General features: G+C 42.5%; 11 protein-coding genes. 1 reads left to right on the top strand and 10 read right to left on the bottom strand.

Going from position 1 to position 17,240, the window contains the following annotated elements; all coding sequences use genetic code 11:
* Window positions 1-4 precede the first annotated feature (4 nt).
* The 10 genes from ACT29H_RS01260 to ACT29H_RS01215 form a co-directional block, all read right to left on the bottom strand.
* Entirely contained in the window at window positions 5-1,312 is a 1,308-nt protein-coding gene (locus ACT29H_RS01260) for a class I SAM-dependent methyltransferase (protein WP_444819777.1), read from the bottom strand.
* Window positions 1,313-1,315: 3 nt separating this feature from the next.
* Window positions 1,316-2,344, bottom strand: a complete 1,029-nt coding sequence (locus ACT29H_RS01255) for a DUF1848 domain-containing protein (protein WP_444819776.1) — start codon at window positions 2,342-2,344, stop codon at window positions 1,316-1,318.
* A gap of 300 nt (window positions 2,345-2,644) precedes the next feature.
* Complete coding sequence (locus ACT29H_RS01250; RefSeq protein ID WP_444819775.1) at window positions 2,645-3,019, bottom strand: integrase core domain-containing protein; 375 nt, start codon at window positions 3,017-3,019, stop codon at window positions 2,645-2,647.
* Entirely contained in the window at window positions 2,937-3,338 is a 402-nt protein-coding gene (locus ACT29H_RS01245) for a GFA family protein (RefSeq protein ID WP_444819774.1), read from the bottom strand. The genes ACT29H_RS01250 and ACT29H_RS01245 overlap by 83 nt, the downstream gene beginning before the upstream one ends.
* A 679-nt stretch (window positions 3,339-4,017) precedes the next feature.
* Window positions 4,018-5,397: an alpha-amylase family glycosyl hydrolase gene (locus ACT29H_RS01240; RefSeq protein ID WP_444819773.1), complete on the bottom strand. Its 1,380-nt coding sequence runs from the start codon at window positions 5,395-5,397 to the stop codon at window positions 4,018-4,020.
* A gap of 185 nt (window positions 5,398-5,582) precedes the next feature.
* Window positions 5,583-7,448 carry a glycoside hydrolase family 13 protein gene (locus ACT29H_RS01235; RefSeq protein ID WP_444819772.1) on the bottom strand — a complete coding sequence of 622 codons (1,866 nt, stop codon included), beginning with the start codon at window positions 7,446-7,448 and terminating at the stop codon, window positions 5,583-5,585.
* On the bottom strand, window positions 7,435-9,768 hold the full coding sequence (locus tag ACT29H_RS01230) for a family 65 glycosyl hydrolase domain-containing protein (protein WP_444819771.1): 2,334 nt from the start codon (window positions 9,766-9,768) through the stop codon (window positions 7,435-7,437). Before ACT29H_RS01230 ends, ACT29H_RS01235 begins: the two co-directional genes overlap by 14 nt.
* A 57-nt stretch (window positions 9,769-9,825) precedes the next feature.
* The gene (gene pgmB / locus ACT29H_RS01225; RefSeq protein WP_444819770.1) at window positions 9,826-10,470 is read right to left on the bottom strand and encodes a beta-phosphoglucomutase; all 645 of its coding nucleotides are present in this window, start codon (window positions 10,468-10,470) and stop codon (window positions 9,826-9,828) included.
* A 3-nt stretch (window positions 10,471-10,473) separates the two neighbouring features.
* Window positions 10,474-11,811 carry an MFS transporter gene (locus ACT29H_RS01220; protein ID WP_444819769.1) on the bottom strand — a complete coding sequence of 446 codons (1,338 nt, stop codon included), beginning with the start codon at window positions 11,809-11,811 and terminating at the stop codon, window positions 10,474-10,476.
* 525 nt (window positions 11,812-12,336) lie between these two features.
* Complete coding sequence (locus ACT29H_RS01215) at window positions 12,337-13,353, bottom strand: LacI family DNA-binding transcriptional regulator (protein WP_444819768.1); 1,017 nt, start codon at window positions 13,351-13,353, stop codon at window positions 12,337-12,339.
* A 926-nt stretch (window positions 13,354-14,279) separates the two neighbouring features.
* On the opposite strand from ACT29H_RS01215, the gene ACT29H_RS01210 reads away from it, so the two are divergent.
* Complete coding sequence (locus ACT29H_RS01210; RefSeq protein WP_444819767.1) at window positions 14,280-17,237, top strand: SusC/RagA family TonB-linked outer membrane protein; 2,958 nt, start codon at window positions 14,280-14,282, stop codon at window positions 17,235-17,237.
* The last annotated feature ends 3 nt before the right edge of the window (window positions 17,238-17,240 follow it).

The raw sequence follows: 17,240 nt of genomic DNA, 5'->3' as shown, positions 1-17,240 counted from the left end.
TACTTTAAATTCTATAATTATCTTTAACTAATTCACCTTGACTGTTTGGACAATATGTGCCAGTTTTTTCATCATTTTCTAATATGTTTATATAAGAGCAATTGCAATCATATAATGAAATTTGTTTGACAAAATCTGCATTTGCCAGAATCCTATAAGCTATTTTACTCTTATCTTTTGTTTTAAGAAAATGGGAAATAAAAAAAGTTCGTTGAGTAAAACACTGTTCTGAACACTCTTTCTCAAATTCACCACAAGTGATAGGGATAAGTGTTTGATATTTTATCAAATCTTTTATAGCTCTGTTTATCTGTGTGTTTAGCAAAATAGGATTATATGTTATTCCAACTTTTGTAGTTACATCTAATAGTAGAAACAAGCCAGATTCTGACAACATTGGCAGACATAAGGTTGTTAAGTCATAGTAAAAATTTGCATTTCCTTCTGCGATAAGTTCACAGCCCATTTTAAAAGACATAATAAAATCATAAGTGGAATTAGAAAGCCATTCTAGGTCTTTTGCAGAATGAATCGATTGTGTTTTTGTTATCAGTTTTATTGCAAAAGTTGCTTTAGGTGCAAAGCTTTCCACTAAATCACTTAAAATTCTAAGAGCATTTAAGTTTCCATCTATTGCAAGAATATTTACTTTTTTGGTTGCTATACTATATTTGTTTAAAGCAACTAATAAACCTATCAGATTTCCTCCCGTTCCACATCCAATATCAAGAATGCTTATTTCTTCCTTTGATGCTAAATCAGAATATTGCCTATTATTAAAAATGTTATCAAATACGCAGAAACTTTCGCCATAACTTCTAGGGAAATATGTGCCTAGATATACTTTTAATTCATCATCAGACAATTCAAGGTTTTTCTCGTATCGTTTGTGGTCAGGAGCATATTTAGCATCGTGTATTTCAAAAATTCTTTGCTGCAACCAAGTTGGTAATATTGAATCGTTTTTTAAACTCTCTACTTGGGCTTTCTCTTTGCTAATTGGTTTTCGTTGGTCTTCTTTATGAGTATCTAATGTCGCTTTTCTTTTAAAACCCTCAAACCAATATAGTACACTCTGCTGATGATTTTTTACCACACCAACAGGTTTATGTAAAAAACTTTCATATTGCCTTTGTGCAATTAAAGCATCATTACAGTCAACCCATAGACAAACTAAATATTCAGATTGAAATTCTATGCATTCAATAATTTCAGGTAATGTATCGGATTCTTCAAATACCTGAAATTTATTGACAACTATTTCGTTGGAATCAATTATTTGTTGGGTTATTTGGATTAGGCTATCTCTCATTTTTTATTTACCTGTTGTAGTTTCTGAAGTCTGCCCATTTACTTTTATTCGGTTATAATTGTCAAGTACAACCTTCTTGCTTGTGTTAGCATAGCAATACTCACATAAATGAAGACACGTATTATACTCTCCAATATCTTTGCTAAAAATGCAACCACAGAGTTCTCTCTGACCTTTATCTTTTAGATTCCTCTTTTTTATTGGAACAAGTTCTTCTGTGGCATTAAACAAATCTGCTTTTTTAAGTTCATAGCCTAAGAACTCCATAAGTTTTATGTCGTCATAGAAAAGACGTTTCATTAATTCATCATCAATACATTTGTTGTGAACAATTCCATATTTTGCCAAGTCTATTCTTTCGGCACAAGTTCCAATTTCAAGTTGCCACTTTTGATTTAACTCTTTCAATCCATTGGCAAATTCATTCATCGAAACATTATCAAACTCTGAATATTTGATATTGCCTCTATTTAGGTTTGATTGAACTTTCTTATAAACCCCAATATCAGCAAAACTGAACACTAGTTTATTAGTGTATTGATACAATTCATTTCCAATTCTTTCAACCTTATTCAGTAATTCGTTTACTCCAATTTTGTCAGTTAAGATTAATGGGTCAAACCTCCAAATGACTTTTTCTTTACCAATCTTTTCTGATAGTTTGATAAAGGTTTCAATTCGTGATTCAACACTTGGCACATTGGGCTCTAAATTTTCTTTTACATAGTCATTTAGAGTAAATTGAAAATAGTAATTTAGTTTTTTATCATCTAAATAATCAAGATGCTTAATTATTGGGTTTGGATTTTTTGACCAAAACACAATTAATCTAGCGTTGTCAAATGTTACGTAAAGAGGTTTTTGGTTAAATGGATTTTTCCATACCAAGTACCCCTTTTCTAGTCTGTTTATAAACCAATCAGAGTAAAATGCTGGTATGTCGGTAGAGCGACTGGCAGAAATAACAACAGGTGCTTGCGCTTCTACATTCTCTCCGTTTTCAGTTTTAATATTTAATTTTTCCCAATTCATTTATTTTTCTTGACGTGCGTTGGCAAATAAATGTAGGCTTCCCTTTTTTAGGACAAAAGTAGAATTTTTTCCTTCGAAATCAATTTCTAAAAGCTTTTCAGTAAGTTTTCAGGTTCTGTCAAGGGCAGCTGAGGAACGAAGCCGTTTATATACCCTTGACAGGTTCAGGTTGCGAACTTCCTTTGCTATTTAGAGTTTGGTTGTTTTTCCTTCGAACCATAATTTATTTAGCACATTGGCCGAATGGAACTCGCATGACATAGGGTTAATACATATTAAAATTGTGACAAACTTTCATTGTCATGCTCGTTTCATCTTTTTTAAATATGCTATTGGACTTATGCCTCCTAGTGACTTGTGAGGATGAAATTCATTGTAATCATCCATCCACTCCCAGGCTAATTCCCTGACTTGATGTAAATCACTAAACAGGTAAGCATCCAAAATATCTTCTCTGAATAAACGGTTAAATCTTTCTATGTAGGCATTCTGCGTTGGATTGCAAATCCCTGAAATAGAGTGTTGTGGATTGCAAATCCACAACGGCAGGGTCTGTTTATCAACCAAAGAGCCGGGGCAGGATAATTTATACTTATTTGGGTAATCGTTCAAATTTCTTAATATCGTCCAGAGCATCATCCCAGCAAGCTTTATTTGCGGTGAAGATGTGAGCATCAGGACGTTTTTCTAATTTGGTGTCTAAGCAACCTGCCGGGACGACCAAGAGCTTACCGTCCATTTGAACATTGGGCAGGGCGGAACCACAATTGGCACAAAAGGCTTTCACATGCCTGCTTTCAGGTGGCTGATATGTTTTGATTTCGGTTTCGGTCTTTGTCCACTCTAATTGAGCTGTTGAGGAAAACAAACTGGCAGCATGCGCAGACCCTGTGTCTTTCCTGCAATAATTGCAATGGCATAAATAGAAACTTTCAAAGTCGCCTGTGACTTTAAATGTTATTCCCTTGCACAAACAAGAACCCGAGTATTCCATACTTCACTTTTTTATTTTCTTATGATGCTTAAAGTTAAAAAAATCAATCCGGCAGCAATGGTGAAATCGGATAAATTAAAAAAAGAAATGGATGGCCGGATCAATTGGGTGTAATTCGTTGAATGAGCCATTTTCACAAAAAAGGGAATCCAAAAAGATTAACTTTTCAGATTCCCCGGTAACAATATTAATGGTGGTCTGAATTTTGGGTGTTCGGCCGAATTGACCAATCCGGTTATTTTTGAATAAATATCACTGCTGTCCGACAAAACAACATTTAATTTTTATGCGCTCAGGCCGCGCAGGCCTTTACTTTTTTTGTTCACGAGAGAAAAATTATATGGCGTTCACGATTTACGCTTCGCTCCAATTCTACAGCAAAAAAAAGTAAACAAATTTTGCGTTAAGTGAGAGCAGTGACCAAACTTGTTTGTGTCAATGCCGAACGCAGCAAAATTCAGCTATGCTAAAAAATGCCGTCGCGCAAAGAAATTCCTAAAAATTAGATTGTTTTTCTAAAATCCGAAAACTCGCTTCGCTCAAACAATTCGGATTTTTTCACGAAAAACAATCTAATTTTTAGGAATTTCTTTGATGCGAACCTACCCTTGAACTGTATAAAAGGATTCTGAACGCACATAGATACAGTTCTTCATTATATCCATTTCATTTTAGTCGGTCAGTAGTGAATAAATATTTTAAAATCCCACGGTTGCAGGAGTAGGCCATCTGCGGGCAGAGAAACGGTATTGCCCGAAAACAAGTCCGTAAAATTGCCTTGCGGACCGTTCTCTGAAAAGAGGCTGACCGATTGGTCGGACAGGTTGAAGAAAGCCACCACGCGGTTGTTCTCTTTTTCACGCACGAAAGCAAAAATGTTTTCGGGTGCGTTGGTGGTGATGATCTGTAAATGGCCACCGGCGGTGCCGTTCCACAGTGCCGGATTTTCTTTTTTCAGTTTGGTTAAGGTTTGGTAGAAAGGTGTCATTTCGGATTCTTTCCACTCAATGGTGTCTTTGTCGAAAAAGCGCAAGCGTTTATTGAGTCCCACTTCCTGTCCCGAATAGATGAGGGGCATACCTTCCACGGTGAATGTGAGTGCAGCCATTGTTTTCAGAGCTTTGCCCAGTCGTTCGGGGGCGGTTCCGTTCCAGCTGTTTTCGTCGTGGTTGGATGTGAACTGCATGGGCCAGCTGCCTTTTGGGTAGAGTGTATCAATTTTTTGGAAGTAGGCAGCCACATCGAGAGCATTTTTTTCTCCTTTGGCCACACCGTTCATAATATGATGAAACTCCCATCCATAGTTGGCATTAAAGGCGTTGTTGAGGAGGTTGATTTCTGCTTCGTCTTCGGCGAGCATCCATACGGGTTTAATGTTTTCAAGGGCTTCCCGTGCCGCCTCCCAGAAGTCGACGGGCACCATTCCGGCCACGTCGCAGCGAAAGCCGTCGATGTCGGCTTCTTTCACCCAGTAAGCCATGGCGTCAATCATAGCCTCTCTGAGTTGGGCATTGCTGTAGTCGAGGTCTGCCACGTCGGTCCAGTCTTCGACGGGTGGAATAATTTCTCCTGCTTCATTTTTGGTGTACCATTGGGGATGTTCGGCGATCCATGGGTGGTCCCAGGCGGTGTGGTTGGCCACCCAGTCGAGGATCAGATGCATATCCATCTCATGGGCTTTTTGTACGAGGGCTTTAAAATCGTCGAGCGTCCCAAACTCGGGATTGATGCCTTTGTAATCTTTTATCGAATAATAGGATCCCAATGAACCTTTACGGTTTTTTTCGCCGATGGGATGTACGGGCATGAGCCACAGAATATCGACGCCCAGCTCTTTGAGGCGTGGCAAATGTTCTGCAAAAGCATTAAAAGTTCCTTCGGGGGTATACTGACGGATGTTTACCTCATATATTACAGCATCTTTGCTCCATGAGGGGACAGGGGTGTTGCTTACCCGGATGTTTTCTGGAGCCTGTTCATTCCTGTTTTGCCGGTTCTGGCATGCGGTGCCCAGCACCATAAGGGATAACAATAATGCGAGAAGGTTGATCTGTTTCATGGTCGTTTTACAGTGGTTTGTGATGTTAAACATACAGACTTATGTCTGTGCAATATACTGAATTTCCCCTGCACCCGTGAGTGCAGGGGAATGAATTCATCAAGGGATTTTTTCAAGCCCGGATCTAAAAAAAACACGGATTCGGGTACCTGGGTAGTGATAAGGCCGGAAAAAATCGTATGGTGTTATTTCAGTTCAATAATTCTTGCCGACTTGGCATCGATGTCAAAGCGGTCGAGGGTGTTGAGCGATTGTCCCGACAATACGTCTTTGCCGGTGCTGTAACGACTCAATATTTCGGCAAACCGATCGCCCGAAATGGTTCTGTTTTCCTCGTCCGAATTGTTGAGTATCACCATGACTGCTTCGTCATCCAGATAGCGGAAGAAAACATAAACATTGTTTTCGGGTACAAAGTGAAGGGTCTTGCCGTGGTGGATGGCTTTGTTTGATTTTCTGAAATTCAGGATTTTGGAAAGATAATCCACCATCTGGTTTTGTTCGGGTGTCCGGCCTTCTCTGGTGAAAGCATCGGTTGGGTCGCCCGACCATCCACCGGGAAAATCCTGACGAATATTGGCATGACCGTCGTATCCGTTACCGGCCATCAATATTTCGCTTCCGCAATACCATTGGGGGATGCCTCTGACGGTAGCAAAGAAAGCGGCGACCATCTTCATTTTGCGAATGTCGTTTTCCAATATGGTAAAGATTCTTCCCACATCATGGTTTTCGGGAAATACCAGGATATTGTTTACATCGGGATAGAGATGATCGTCGGCCAGAACATTGTAGAGGCGCATCAGTCCGTCGCTCCATCCGCCACCTTTCTCATTAAAGGCCTTATGCATGGCATCCATGAGAGGGAAATCCATGATGGATTTCAGGTGAGAGTTGAACCCGTCGGCGTTGGGGAAATCCTTTTGCCAGTAGCAGAGTTTGGAAGGATCACCAATCCAAGCTTCACCAACAATGTTGAAGTTGGGATATTCCAGGTTGATGCGTTTGTTCCATTCTGCCATCCCGTGTTTGTCGGGATAGGGGTATGTGTCCTGACGAATCCCCTGCAGACCGGCATACTCAATCCACCAGATACTGTTTTGAATCAGATAGTTGAGAAGGAGTTCGTTGCGGAGGTTCAGGTCGGGCATGGTGCTGTCGAACCACCCTTCGGTGGCCAGCTTAAGATCGGCTTCAGAAGCGTTGGGATCGGAAATGGTGGACAGCCGGTAGTTGGAACGGATGAAATGGCCGTAGTTGATCCAGTCGTCGGTAGGCAGGTCATTCATCCACCAATGGTAACTTCCGCAATGGTTGAAGATCATGTCTTTAATCACTTTGAGGCCTTTTTGGTTGGCTGCTTCCACCAGCTGTTTGTACTCTTCGTTGGTGCCGAAACGGGGATCTACCTTGTAATAGTCGGTGGTGGCATACCCGTGATAGGATGATTGGGGCATGTCGTTTTCCAGTACGGGGTTGAGCCAGATGGCCGTAAATCCCATGCCGGCGATATAGTCGAGGTGCTGTTTGATGCCTTCCAGGTCGCCGCCGTGACGGCCGTAGGGGGCATTACGGTCGGCTATTTCCAACATGCCATCGATGTTGTCGTTAGCCGGGTTGCCGTTGGCAAAGCGGTCGGGCATAATGAGGTAGATGGCGTCGGAGCTGTTAAAACCCTCGCGGAGGGCAGAGCCTTCGCGTCGTTCCAATAGTTCGAGCGACATGGTTTTTTTGACCCTTTTACCATCTTTAAACCGGATTGCTACCGTTCCCGGTGCGGCGTTGTCATCAATCAAAATATCGATAAAGAGGTAGTTGGGGTTCTTTACCGATGTGATTTTTTGGATGGAAAGACCCGGATAGTCGATTTCGGGCCTCAGCAAACCAATGTTTTCACTGTATGCCATCACCTGTACCACAGGATTTTTGAAGCCGATCCACCAGGAAGGTGGTTCGAGCCGATCGCGGATTTTATCGGCCGCCCGGACGTTGCCAAGGGAGCCTGCCAGGGCCGCTAATATCAGTATGGTGAGAAGATTAATTTTTTGCATAGAAGTTAGCATTTAAAGGTTTGACAATAGATTTTCCGGCCGGAATAGTGACTTCTTCGCCATACAGCAGGAGCGAAGTTTTTCCGGTGCCGTGACAGGTTATTTCCACCTGTTTTTGGTCAACTTTTATTTCCAGGTCATTTCCCCGGAAGCGAATACGGAATGAATACTCTTTCCATTGTTTGGGGATGATGGGTGTCAGACGTAATTTGCGGTCGTCGTAAACGCGTTTGCCGCCGAACCCTTCCACGATGGACATCCATGTTCCGGCCATACTGGTGATGTGTAACCCTTCGTGAACTTCGTTATTATAGTCGTCCAAATCGAGACGACTGGTTCTGAGGTACATCTCATAGGCTTTGTCGAGATTTCCAATGCGTGCCGCCAGAATATTGTGGACACAGGGCGACAGCGATGACTCGTGTACCGTTCTGGGTTCGTAGAAGGCAAAATTGCGCCGGATGGTCTGGGTGTCGTATTCCTCTTCAAAGAGGTAGATCCCCTGTAAGGTATCCGCCTGTTTGATAAAGCAGGAGCGCAGGATGCGGTCCCACGACCAGTGTTGGTTGATGGGGCGGATGGAAGGACTGAGCTCGTCTGTGGTAATTTGTTCTTTGTCCATATAGCCATCCTGTTGCAGGAAAACATCTTCGTCGTGGTTGTGGGGGAAATAAATGTTTTCGGCAATGGATTTCCACAGATTGGTTTCCGTATTGCGATCGAGATGGATCTTTTGGATGATTTTTTCCAACCTTTTGGGGTTGTTTTTCTCAACCATAAGGATGGCTTCCCGGGCATAGTTGAGACACCATTGCGCCACTTTGTTGGTATACCAGTTGTTGTTGACGTTGTTTTCGTACTCGTTGGGACCTGTTACCCCAAGGATGACAAACTTTTTCTTCTCCTGAGAGTAGGTTGCCCTTTGGCTCCAGAAGCGCGCAATGGCAATGAGCACTTCCAGACCGTAATCTTCCAGATAGGCCTCGTCACCCGTGTGACGGATGTAATTGTGAATGGCAAAGGCGATGGCCCCATTACGATGGATCTCTTCGAAGGTTATTTCCCATTCGTTGTGACATTCTTCGCCGTTCATGGTAACCATGGGGTAAAGGGCTGCCCCGTTGGTGAATCCCAGTTTCTGTGCGTTTTCGATGGCCTTATCCAGGTGTTTGTAACGGTAGATCAGCAGATTTTTTACCACTTTCTGCGGGGCGGTCATCAGGAAGAAGGGGATGCAATAGGCTTCGGTATCCCAGTAGGTGCTGCCACCATATTTTTCACCGGTAAAACCTTTGGGGCCGATGTTTAGACGTTCGTCTTTGCCGGTATAGGTCTGGTTGAGGTGGAAAATGTTAAACCTGATACCTTGTTGAGCCGCCACATCGCCTGAGATTTTGATGTCACTATGTTTCCAGATGTTTTCCCAGTGGGCAGCATGTTCGTCCAGCAAATGGTCGAAGCCGATGTCGGCCGCCTCGGCGGCTTGTCGTTGCGCATTGGCCAAAAGAAGTTCTTCCGGGTGATTTAAAGAACTGCAAACGCCTACATATTTATGAATGATAATATTCTTTCCTTGTTTGGCATCAATTGAAAACTGGCTGCCGGCGAAAGAGACGTTTTGGATGGGTTGAATATCTGTTATTTCTCCACCGGAAATTTTACTTTTGGCAGCAAATCCGACCTTAAAATCGAGTTTTTTGGTTTGCGACAAGAGCGATGCTTCATGGTCAGAAGCATTGGTAGATAGGATGTTCCAGAATTTTTCGTCGTAGTTGGCGTCTTCGTTTTTAACGTCACCGTCGATGTAGGGGGTTACAATGATTTTACAATCTTTGTTTTCGGGCGTAATGGAATAACGGATGGCGCCCACTTCGGGTCGTTCCATGCTGAGGAAGCGCTCCGTGGCAACCTTCACCTTTATTCCATTGTTGAGCGTTGCGGTGAACTCACGCTGCAAAACCCCTTTTTTCATGTCGAGGATGCGCACGAAATTTTCCACTTTCTGCGCTTTAAAAAGATCGAGCGTCTCACCGTTGATATTTACCACGATGCCAATCCAATTGGGCGAATTAATTACTTTGGCGAAGTATTCGGGGTAGCCGTTTTTCCACCATCCCACACGGGTTTTGTCGGGGTAATAGACGCCGGCGATGTAACTGCCTCTGAGGGAAGGACCGCTCCAGGTCTCTTCGAAGTTGGCCCGTTGTCCCATCAGCCCGTTTCCCAGGCTGAAAATACTTTCCGATGCTTTATGATGATCAGGATTTAATCCTTCTTCAATGATTTTCCACTCGTCGTTCTTCAAATATTGTCTCATCATCTCAATAAAATTAAATGGTGACCGTGTCACATTTAAACTCTTCTGTTGCAATAAATCCTACAGTTGATTCAGTTTGTTGAGGTTCATCTCATTGAGTCCTTCGACTACCAGATGAGCCTTTCCCAATGTTTGGGCCGATCCGATGCCGACGCATTTCATTCCGCCCCTAAGGGCAGCTTCCACGCCGGCTTCGGCATCTTCGAACACCACGCAATTCTTCGGGTCTACCTTTAGTGCCTCTGCGCCTTTTAAAAAGACTTCGGGGTCAGGTTTGGCCGCCGATACTTTGGTGCCGTCAATGATGGCATCGAACCAGGGGGTAAGTTCCAGTCGGTCGAGGATGGTCATGGCATTTTTGCTGGCCGACCCAAGGGCGATCAATAGATCGTTGTTTTTCAGTTCACGGATGAAATCCAGTGCGCCGGGCAATATCTCATCAGGCGTCATTTTCAGAATGTAGGAACGATAGTTTTCATTTTTCTTTTGAGCCAGTTCCTCTTTTTTCTGTTGTGGAAGCTCCAAACTTCCCAGCTCCAGCAGGATGTCGAGTGACCGCATTCGGCTGACGCCCTTCAGTCGTTCGTTGTCTTTTTCGGTGAAATCAATTCCCAGTTCTTCGGCAAGTTTTTTCCAGGCAATGAAGTGGTAACGTGCCGTATCAACAATAACACCGTCTAAATCAAAAATACACGCTTTTATCATGGGTTAATTTTCTTTGTCTTCAACAAAATAGACTGTTATAGCAGCAATGATCAGGCTGGCACCGGCAATAATCAGTGCATAAATGGCCTGAGAATGAAACCAAGCTTTGATGATCGGGCCGCTAAAAACGCCGTTTACAATTTGTGGTATGGTGATGAAAAAATTAAAGAGGCCCATATATATTCCCATTTTTCTGGGCGGTAATGCGCCCGAGAGGATGGCATAAGGCATGGACAGAATGCTTGCCCAGGCAATCCCCACACCAATCATGGGATATATGAGCATATTGGGATCCTTGATGAAATAGATGGATAATAATCCTGCTGCGCCAAAAAGCAATGAAACAGCGTGTGCTGTCTTTCTGCTGGTTTTTTTGGCAATGAAAGGAAGCAGCATGGCATACAAGGCAGCCACTCCATTGTATATTCCGAAGAGAACACCGACCCAGTTGCCGGCATCATTGTAGGCGGCGGAGCTGGTGTCGGTAAGCGGCAAATTGTAAACATGCTGAGCAATGGCAGGAGTGGTATAAACCCACATGCCAAAAAGCGCCAGCCAGGAAAAAAATTGAACCAGTCCCAGCTGTTTCATGGTGCGGGGCATGGCGATAAAATCTTTGAATATCTGAACGATGCCACTTACTTTTTTTTCGTTTGGTGAACTTTTTTCAGCCCCATGAAACTGTTCCATCTCTTTGGGTGAGTATTCTTTGGTGGTGATAATGGTCCAAAGAATCGTAATAACTAAGACCGCCGCTCCCAAATAGAATGAGAAGACCACATTGTCGGGGACGCTGCCCTCCGGAGCCACCTTGGAAACATCCATCCATTCCGCCAGGATATAGGTGATCCAGGATCCGACAACCGCTCCTATACCGATAAGGGTGGATTGAACGGCAAAGCCGGCGGTGCGTTGATCCAGTGGCAGCTTATCCGCCACCAGAGCACGAAAGGGCTCCATGGATACGTTAAAAGAGGCATCCATAATCATTAACATGCCGGCTCCCACAAACATGGGCGGAATAATGGCCGCCAGCATCTCCGAATTGGGCATAAAGACCAGTGCCAATGCGGCAAAAAGCGACCCAACCAAAAAATAGGGACGTCTGCGTCCCAGACGGTTCCAGGTGCGGTCACTGTAATGGCCAACGATGGGTTGTACCAACATCCCCGTGATGGGGGCCGCCAGCCAAAACCACCCTAGGTGTTCGATGTTGGCACCGAAAGTTTGTAGGATACGACTGGCATTGGCATTTTGAAGCGCAAAGCCGAATTGTATTCCTAAAAAACCAAGACTCATATTCCAGATTTGGGTCCTGGTTAGCCGAGGTAATTTGTTCATAGTTGCACGATTTCCTTTAAATCAGAATTTTCCATGGTACAGGGCTCCTCTTTTTTTGTTGAGCTGGATGCAATCTGCCTGAAAAGCTGTTGTTGTCACACTTGTTCCATGCGGAATGCATCATGAAAAAAGAGCCCGAAACCCTTAAAATGTTTTATTGGTGAAGAAAGATGACGAGATCTAATGGACCTCCAATGAGTATTTTATCCGTGGACCTGAACGGTAGGGATTATACCATATATAATATTATCCGGAATTGAAGAAAGAAGAAAAATACCGAACAATGCAAATGTAAGGATTAATGTAAATATTTGATAAAAAACCGATTCGAAAAAAGTGGGAGGTGGTGCTAAAGGTGGGGTGTAAGTCCGTTGATTTGCTGACTTTCGGGCATTTGCGAAAAAAAAGAGAAAAACACAACAAGATTTTGCAAACGTTTTCGAAACGTTCGGATTTCTTGGTGTTGGAAACAGGTTGGTATGGCAAACGCCCTATTTGAAAATTTACCGTTTAACGATAGGATGGTCAGGTTGATTGTCGCAATTTTAAGGTGGGGGTAAAAACTTTGGTGGAATAATCGATGTTCAGGTCTTTGTTTTCCAAACGTTGCAAAAGTAATCGCATGGCTTCCCGACCGGTTTCATACCCTTTTTGCTCCACGGTGGTAAGGGGGGGATAGGCAATTTCTGCATTGGGTCCATCGCCAAAACCAACCACTTTAATCTGGCTTGGAATGTCCCAACCGGCGGTTTGAAGGATCTGCATGGCAGCGATGGCGGTGCTGTCGTTAACGGCAAAAATGCCGTCGATTTTTTGGTCACTTATCAGCTTGATGAGGTGCTCCTGAAGGCTGAACACATACTCTCGGGTATCACATTTAACAATGAACTCATCGTTGACGGGTATGTTGTTGTCTTTCAACGCTTGTTTGTAACCTTCGGTGCGCTGGCTACCAATAATAAGATGCTGCGGGGCAGAGAGGTGTAATATTTTTTTACATCCCCGTTCAATGAGATGAGAGGTGGCAATGTGTGCGCCTTTGAAGTCGTCGGTGATGACGCGATCGGTGTTTATCTCTTCACACACCCGGTCAAAAAATACCATGGGGATTCCATTTTCATGAGCTTTTTTGAGATGAGTAAAATCTTTGGTGGTTTTGCTGACCGAGACAAGAATGCCGTCCACACGGTGGTCCACCAGCGCTTGGGTGTCGATGACTTCACGTTGATAGTTTTCGTTCGACTGGCAAATCATGACATTGTAGCCTTCGCCATAGGCCAGATCTTCGATGCCACTAATGACGGAAGAAAAAAAATGGTGCACAATTTCGGGAATGATGAGACCTATGGTATTGGTTTTTTGTCTTCTTAGGCTAAGAGCCAGAGCGTTGGGTCGATAGTTTACTTTTTTTGCAAAGGTCTTTACCAACCTTTTCGTTTCTTCGTTGATGTCCGGGTGATCTTTTAGGGCTCTGGATACCGTTGAAGGTGATAATTCCAATATGCGGGCTATATCTTTGAGTGTGATGTGGTTCGACTTCATTGGTGTGCAGTTTAACAAATTTGTTGGTTCCCTAAGCTTTCCCAAATCATCCCCGAAGTAACGGGGTCGGCAGGGAGAACTCGCATAGCCAAATTTTTCTCTTTGTTTGTTTCGCTAAATATGGTCTCGCCTGTTTCTTAAGATTTAAATTTTTGGTCTGAGTTTAAATTTTGATTTTTTGGCAATAACATTTTAAAGATATAAAAAAGAGGAATGATTTCTTGAAAAAAATTTATGAAAGGTGATTTTTGAGGCATGAAATGTCTTCAGAAGCGGCAATTTTCGGATTTCAACTTGCGGCGGAGCTCGGAATTTTCAGATGTTTGATTCTTTTAACAAAATGCATTGATGGGCTTAATTCGGATTTATGGGCAAGATGGGTTCCCCGGGGGTAAAAGCGCATGAGATGAGTATGACCAACTAAGTTGGTCACAACAAGAAATAATTGTGCAGCGCAGAGGCAGAAGGGGCTTTAATTAAATCTCCTTATTGCTGCATGACAATGAGAGATTGTCACAAAAAAGGATGTATCAAGCTCTGTCATGCCAGTTGCCGCCCCATGACATAAATTAATTTTACAGTGATGAAATTAACCTTCGAAAACGTTTGCAGAAAATTTGGGAAAATGTTTTAAAGCAGGTGTTTTTTTGCAAACGAAACCGCAAACGTTTGCGGTTTCGTTTGCAGAACTTTTCACAAAAAAAAAGGAAAGTTAATGTTAATAAATGTTTATTAATGGATGCATTTGGTCTAATTTTGTGAATGAAGAAAGATGATTTTACCCGGGAAAAAATGTAACGACATTTTTAAGTAACAACCCGGAGAATTTATTGAAAGCAGAAAAATTACCGAACAGGAAGTCCTTATAAATTGTAAGGGATTTATCTAAAGGTCATTAATCAAGTTTATTTTTAAATTAAAGTTTTATGAAAAAACAGTTTAATTTCTTTAAAATCCTGTTTCTCTTTTTGGGGCTGGGCTTATATACCGGAGTTGCCGCCCAGGAAACCATGGTAACAGGAGTTGTGACGGATGCAGATACCGGTGGTCCGTTGCCGGGAGTAACTGTAGTTAAAAAAGGAACGTTTCAGGGAGTCATCACACAGATTGATGGGTCTTATTCTATCAATGTATCCCCTGAGGATGTTCTGGTGTTTTCCTTTGTGGGTTATAAATCTGTTGAAGAGACTGTAGGAGATAAACAAGTCATAAATATTGCCCTTGAACCTGATATGTTGGGACTGGAGGAAGTGGTAGTAATCGGTTACGGAACAGTGAAAAAGGGAGATGCTACCGGAGCCGTTAACGTTGTTACCTCAAAGGACTTTAATAAAGGATCCATTACTTCAGCTCAGGAATTAATGGTTGGGAAAAGTGCAGGTGCCATTGTTACCCCGGGTGGTGGTGCACCAGGCAGTGGTGCCACCATACGTATTCGTGGAGGTTCTTCTTTGAATGCATCCAATGATCCGTTGATAATAGTGGATGGGGTGCCTTTGGATAACAATGATGTATCAGGGAATAATAACATCCTTACGGTAGTAAATCCTAACGATATTGAATCCTTTACTGTATTAAAGGATGCATCATCTACTGCTATATATGGTTCAAGGGCCTCGAATGGGGTTATTATAATAGAGACCAAATCATCGAAGGAAGGGTCTCCTTTAAAAATTGACTATAATGTAAAAACGTCCATCTCAAGTCCCATTAAATATGTGGATGTATTCTCAGGAGATGAATTCCGTGCAATTGCTTTAGAAAAAAAGGAGCTATTTGGTGTTAGTAACCTTGATAAGTTGGGTAGTTACAATACTAACTGGCAGGAAGAGATATTTCGGGATGCTTTTAGTCAGGATCATAATTTGAGTTTTTCCGGATCCTATAAAAAGCTTCCATACCGCTTGTCGGTGGGGTATACCGATGATGCAGGAATTCTTAAGAACACGGATATGGAGCGTTTTACCGGGGCATTAAATTTATCGCCCACCCTGCTGGATGGATATTTAAAGCTTAATGTAAATGTGAAGGGGATGATCACGGATAATAATTTTGGTGATGAGGGAGCCATCGGTTCAGCTATTAATATGGACCCCACACAACCGGTAAAAGATGGTAATCCTGCTTCTGACGGTTATTTTCAGTGGGATAACTATGGTGCCAACCTGGGAACTCCCAACCCTGTAGAACAGGCTTTGGAAGTAGACAATCGGTCGACCGTTAAAAGGATTATTGCCAATATGCGGGTGGACTATACAATGCCCTTTCTAACCGATCTACGTGCCAATTTAAATGTTGCGACCGATCGTATCGATAGCGAAGGTCACAACAATCGACCAGTGACCACCAATGGCCAATTGGATGGTGATTTTACAGGAAAAGTTAACAATTACAGTGCTAATAATTCTAATGATTTGCTGGACTTTTATCTGAATTATAAGAAAGATCTGGGTGACATTCATAACTTTGATCTCACAGCAGGTTATTCCTGGCAGCATTTTCATCGTGAAAGTGACAGCGAAACGCATGGTCTTATTCCTGAAGGGGAAGAGGGGTATGTGAAGCCTACCAGCAATTCGACGATCACTGAAAATTATCTTGTATCATTTTTTGGCCGTCTGAATTATTCTTTGATGGATAAGTATCTGCTTACGGCAACATTCAGAAATGATGGCTCATCCCGGTTTATTGATGATAACAAATGGGGCTTTTTCCCATCAGCAGCGTTGGCATGGAAAATTAATCAGGAATCATTTCTCGAAGATTTTGATGCTTTGTCGGATTTGAAAATGAGGATTAGCTGGGGTATCACCGGACAACAGGATATTGGTAATGATTATCCTGCTCAGGCATCCTATGTTTTATCTTCGCCGGGGTCTTACTACAAAATAGGGGGAGAATTTTTGCCCACTTTAAGGCCAGATGCCTACGACCCGGATATCAAATGGGAAGAGACAACCACTCAAAATATTGGGCTGGACTTTGGGTTTTTCAAAAATCGTATTTCAGGTTCCGTGGATGTTTACAAACGGGAAACCAAAGATTTGCTTAATACGGTTACTGTTCCTACAGGTAGTAACTTTTCCAATCAGCTCTTAACAAATGTTGGAAGCCTTAAAAATGAAGGGGTTGAATTTGTTTTGAATTTGATTCCTTTATCTACTAAAGATATGTCCCTGAATGTAGGGTTTAATCTGACTTACAATGAAAATACCATTACAAAATTGTTGTTGAGCGATGATCCGAATTATATCGGGATTTTGTATGGCGACGGAATGACAGGTCAGAAACAGGTTACCCGGGTTGGTGAAACAGCCTATTCATATTTCGTGAATAAACAAGTTTATGATCCGAATGGGAAACCCATTGAAGGTCTTTACGTTGATCTTTCAGGAGAAGGAGGAACAGTAAACGGAGATAACGATGATAAATACATCTTCAAAAATCCATATCCCGACTATTTAATGGGTATGTCCTTAAGGTTTAACTACAAAAACTTTGATTTCTCAGCATCCGGACGGGCCAGTATTGGAAACTATGTATATAATCAGGTGGCTGCGGGAGCATCCTACGATCAGATGCAACAAATTGGTTACTGGAAAAATTTTCCAAGAGTGTTGAATGAGTTTCAATTTGTAAAACGACAGTTTACCAGTGATTATTTTGTTCAGGACGCCTCCTTTTTTAAGCTGGATAATGTAAGTGTTGGATACAATTTTGGAAATATAATGAAGGATATTTCGGCATATGTTACGTTAAGTGCTCAGAATATCTGGACCATAACCGATTATGACGGAATTGATCCTGAAGTGTCGGATGGTATTGATAATAATCTGTATCCTCGGCCTCAGGTATTTATGCTTGGTATAAACATTTCCTACTAACTT

Source organism: Thermophagus sp. OGC60D27, from assembly GCF_052400625.1.
Lineage (GTDB): Bacteria > Bacteroidota > Bacteroidia > Bacteroidales > Marinilabiliaceae > Thermophagus.
This window is presented reverse-complemented; position numbering and strand designations above follow the sequence as displayed.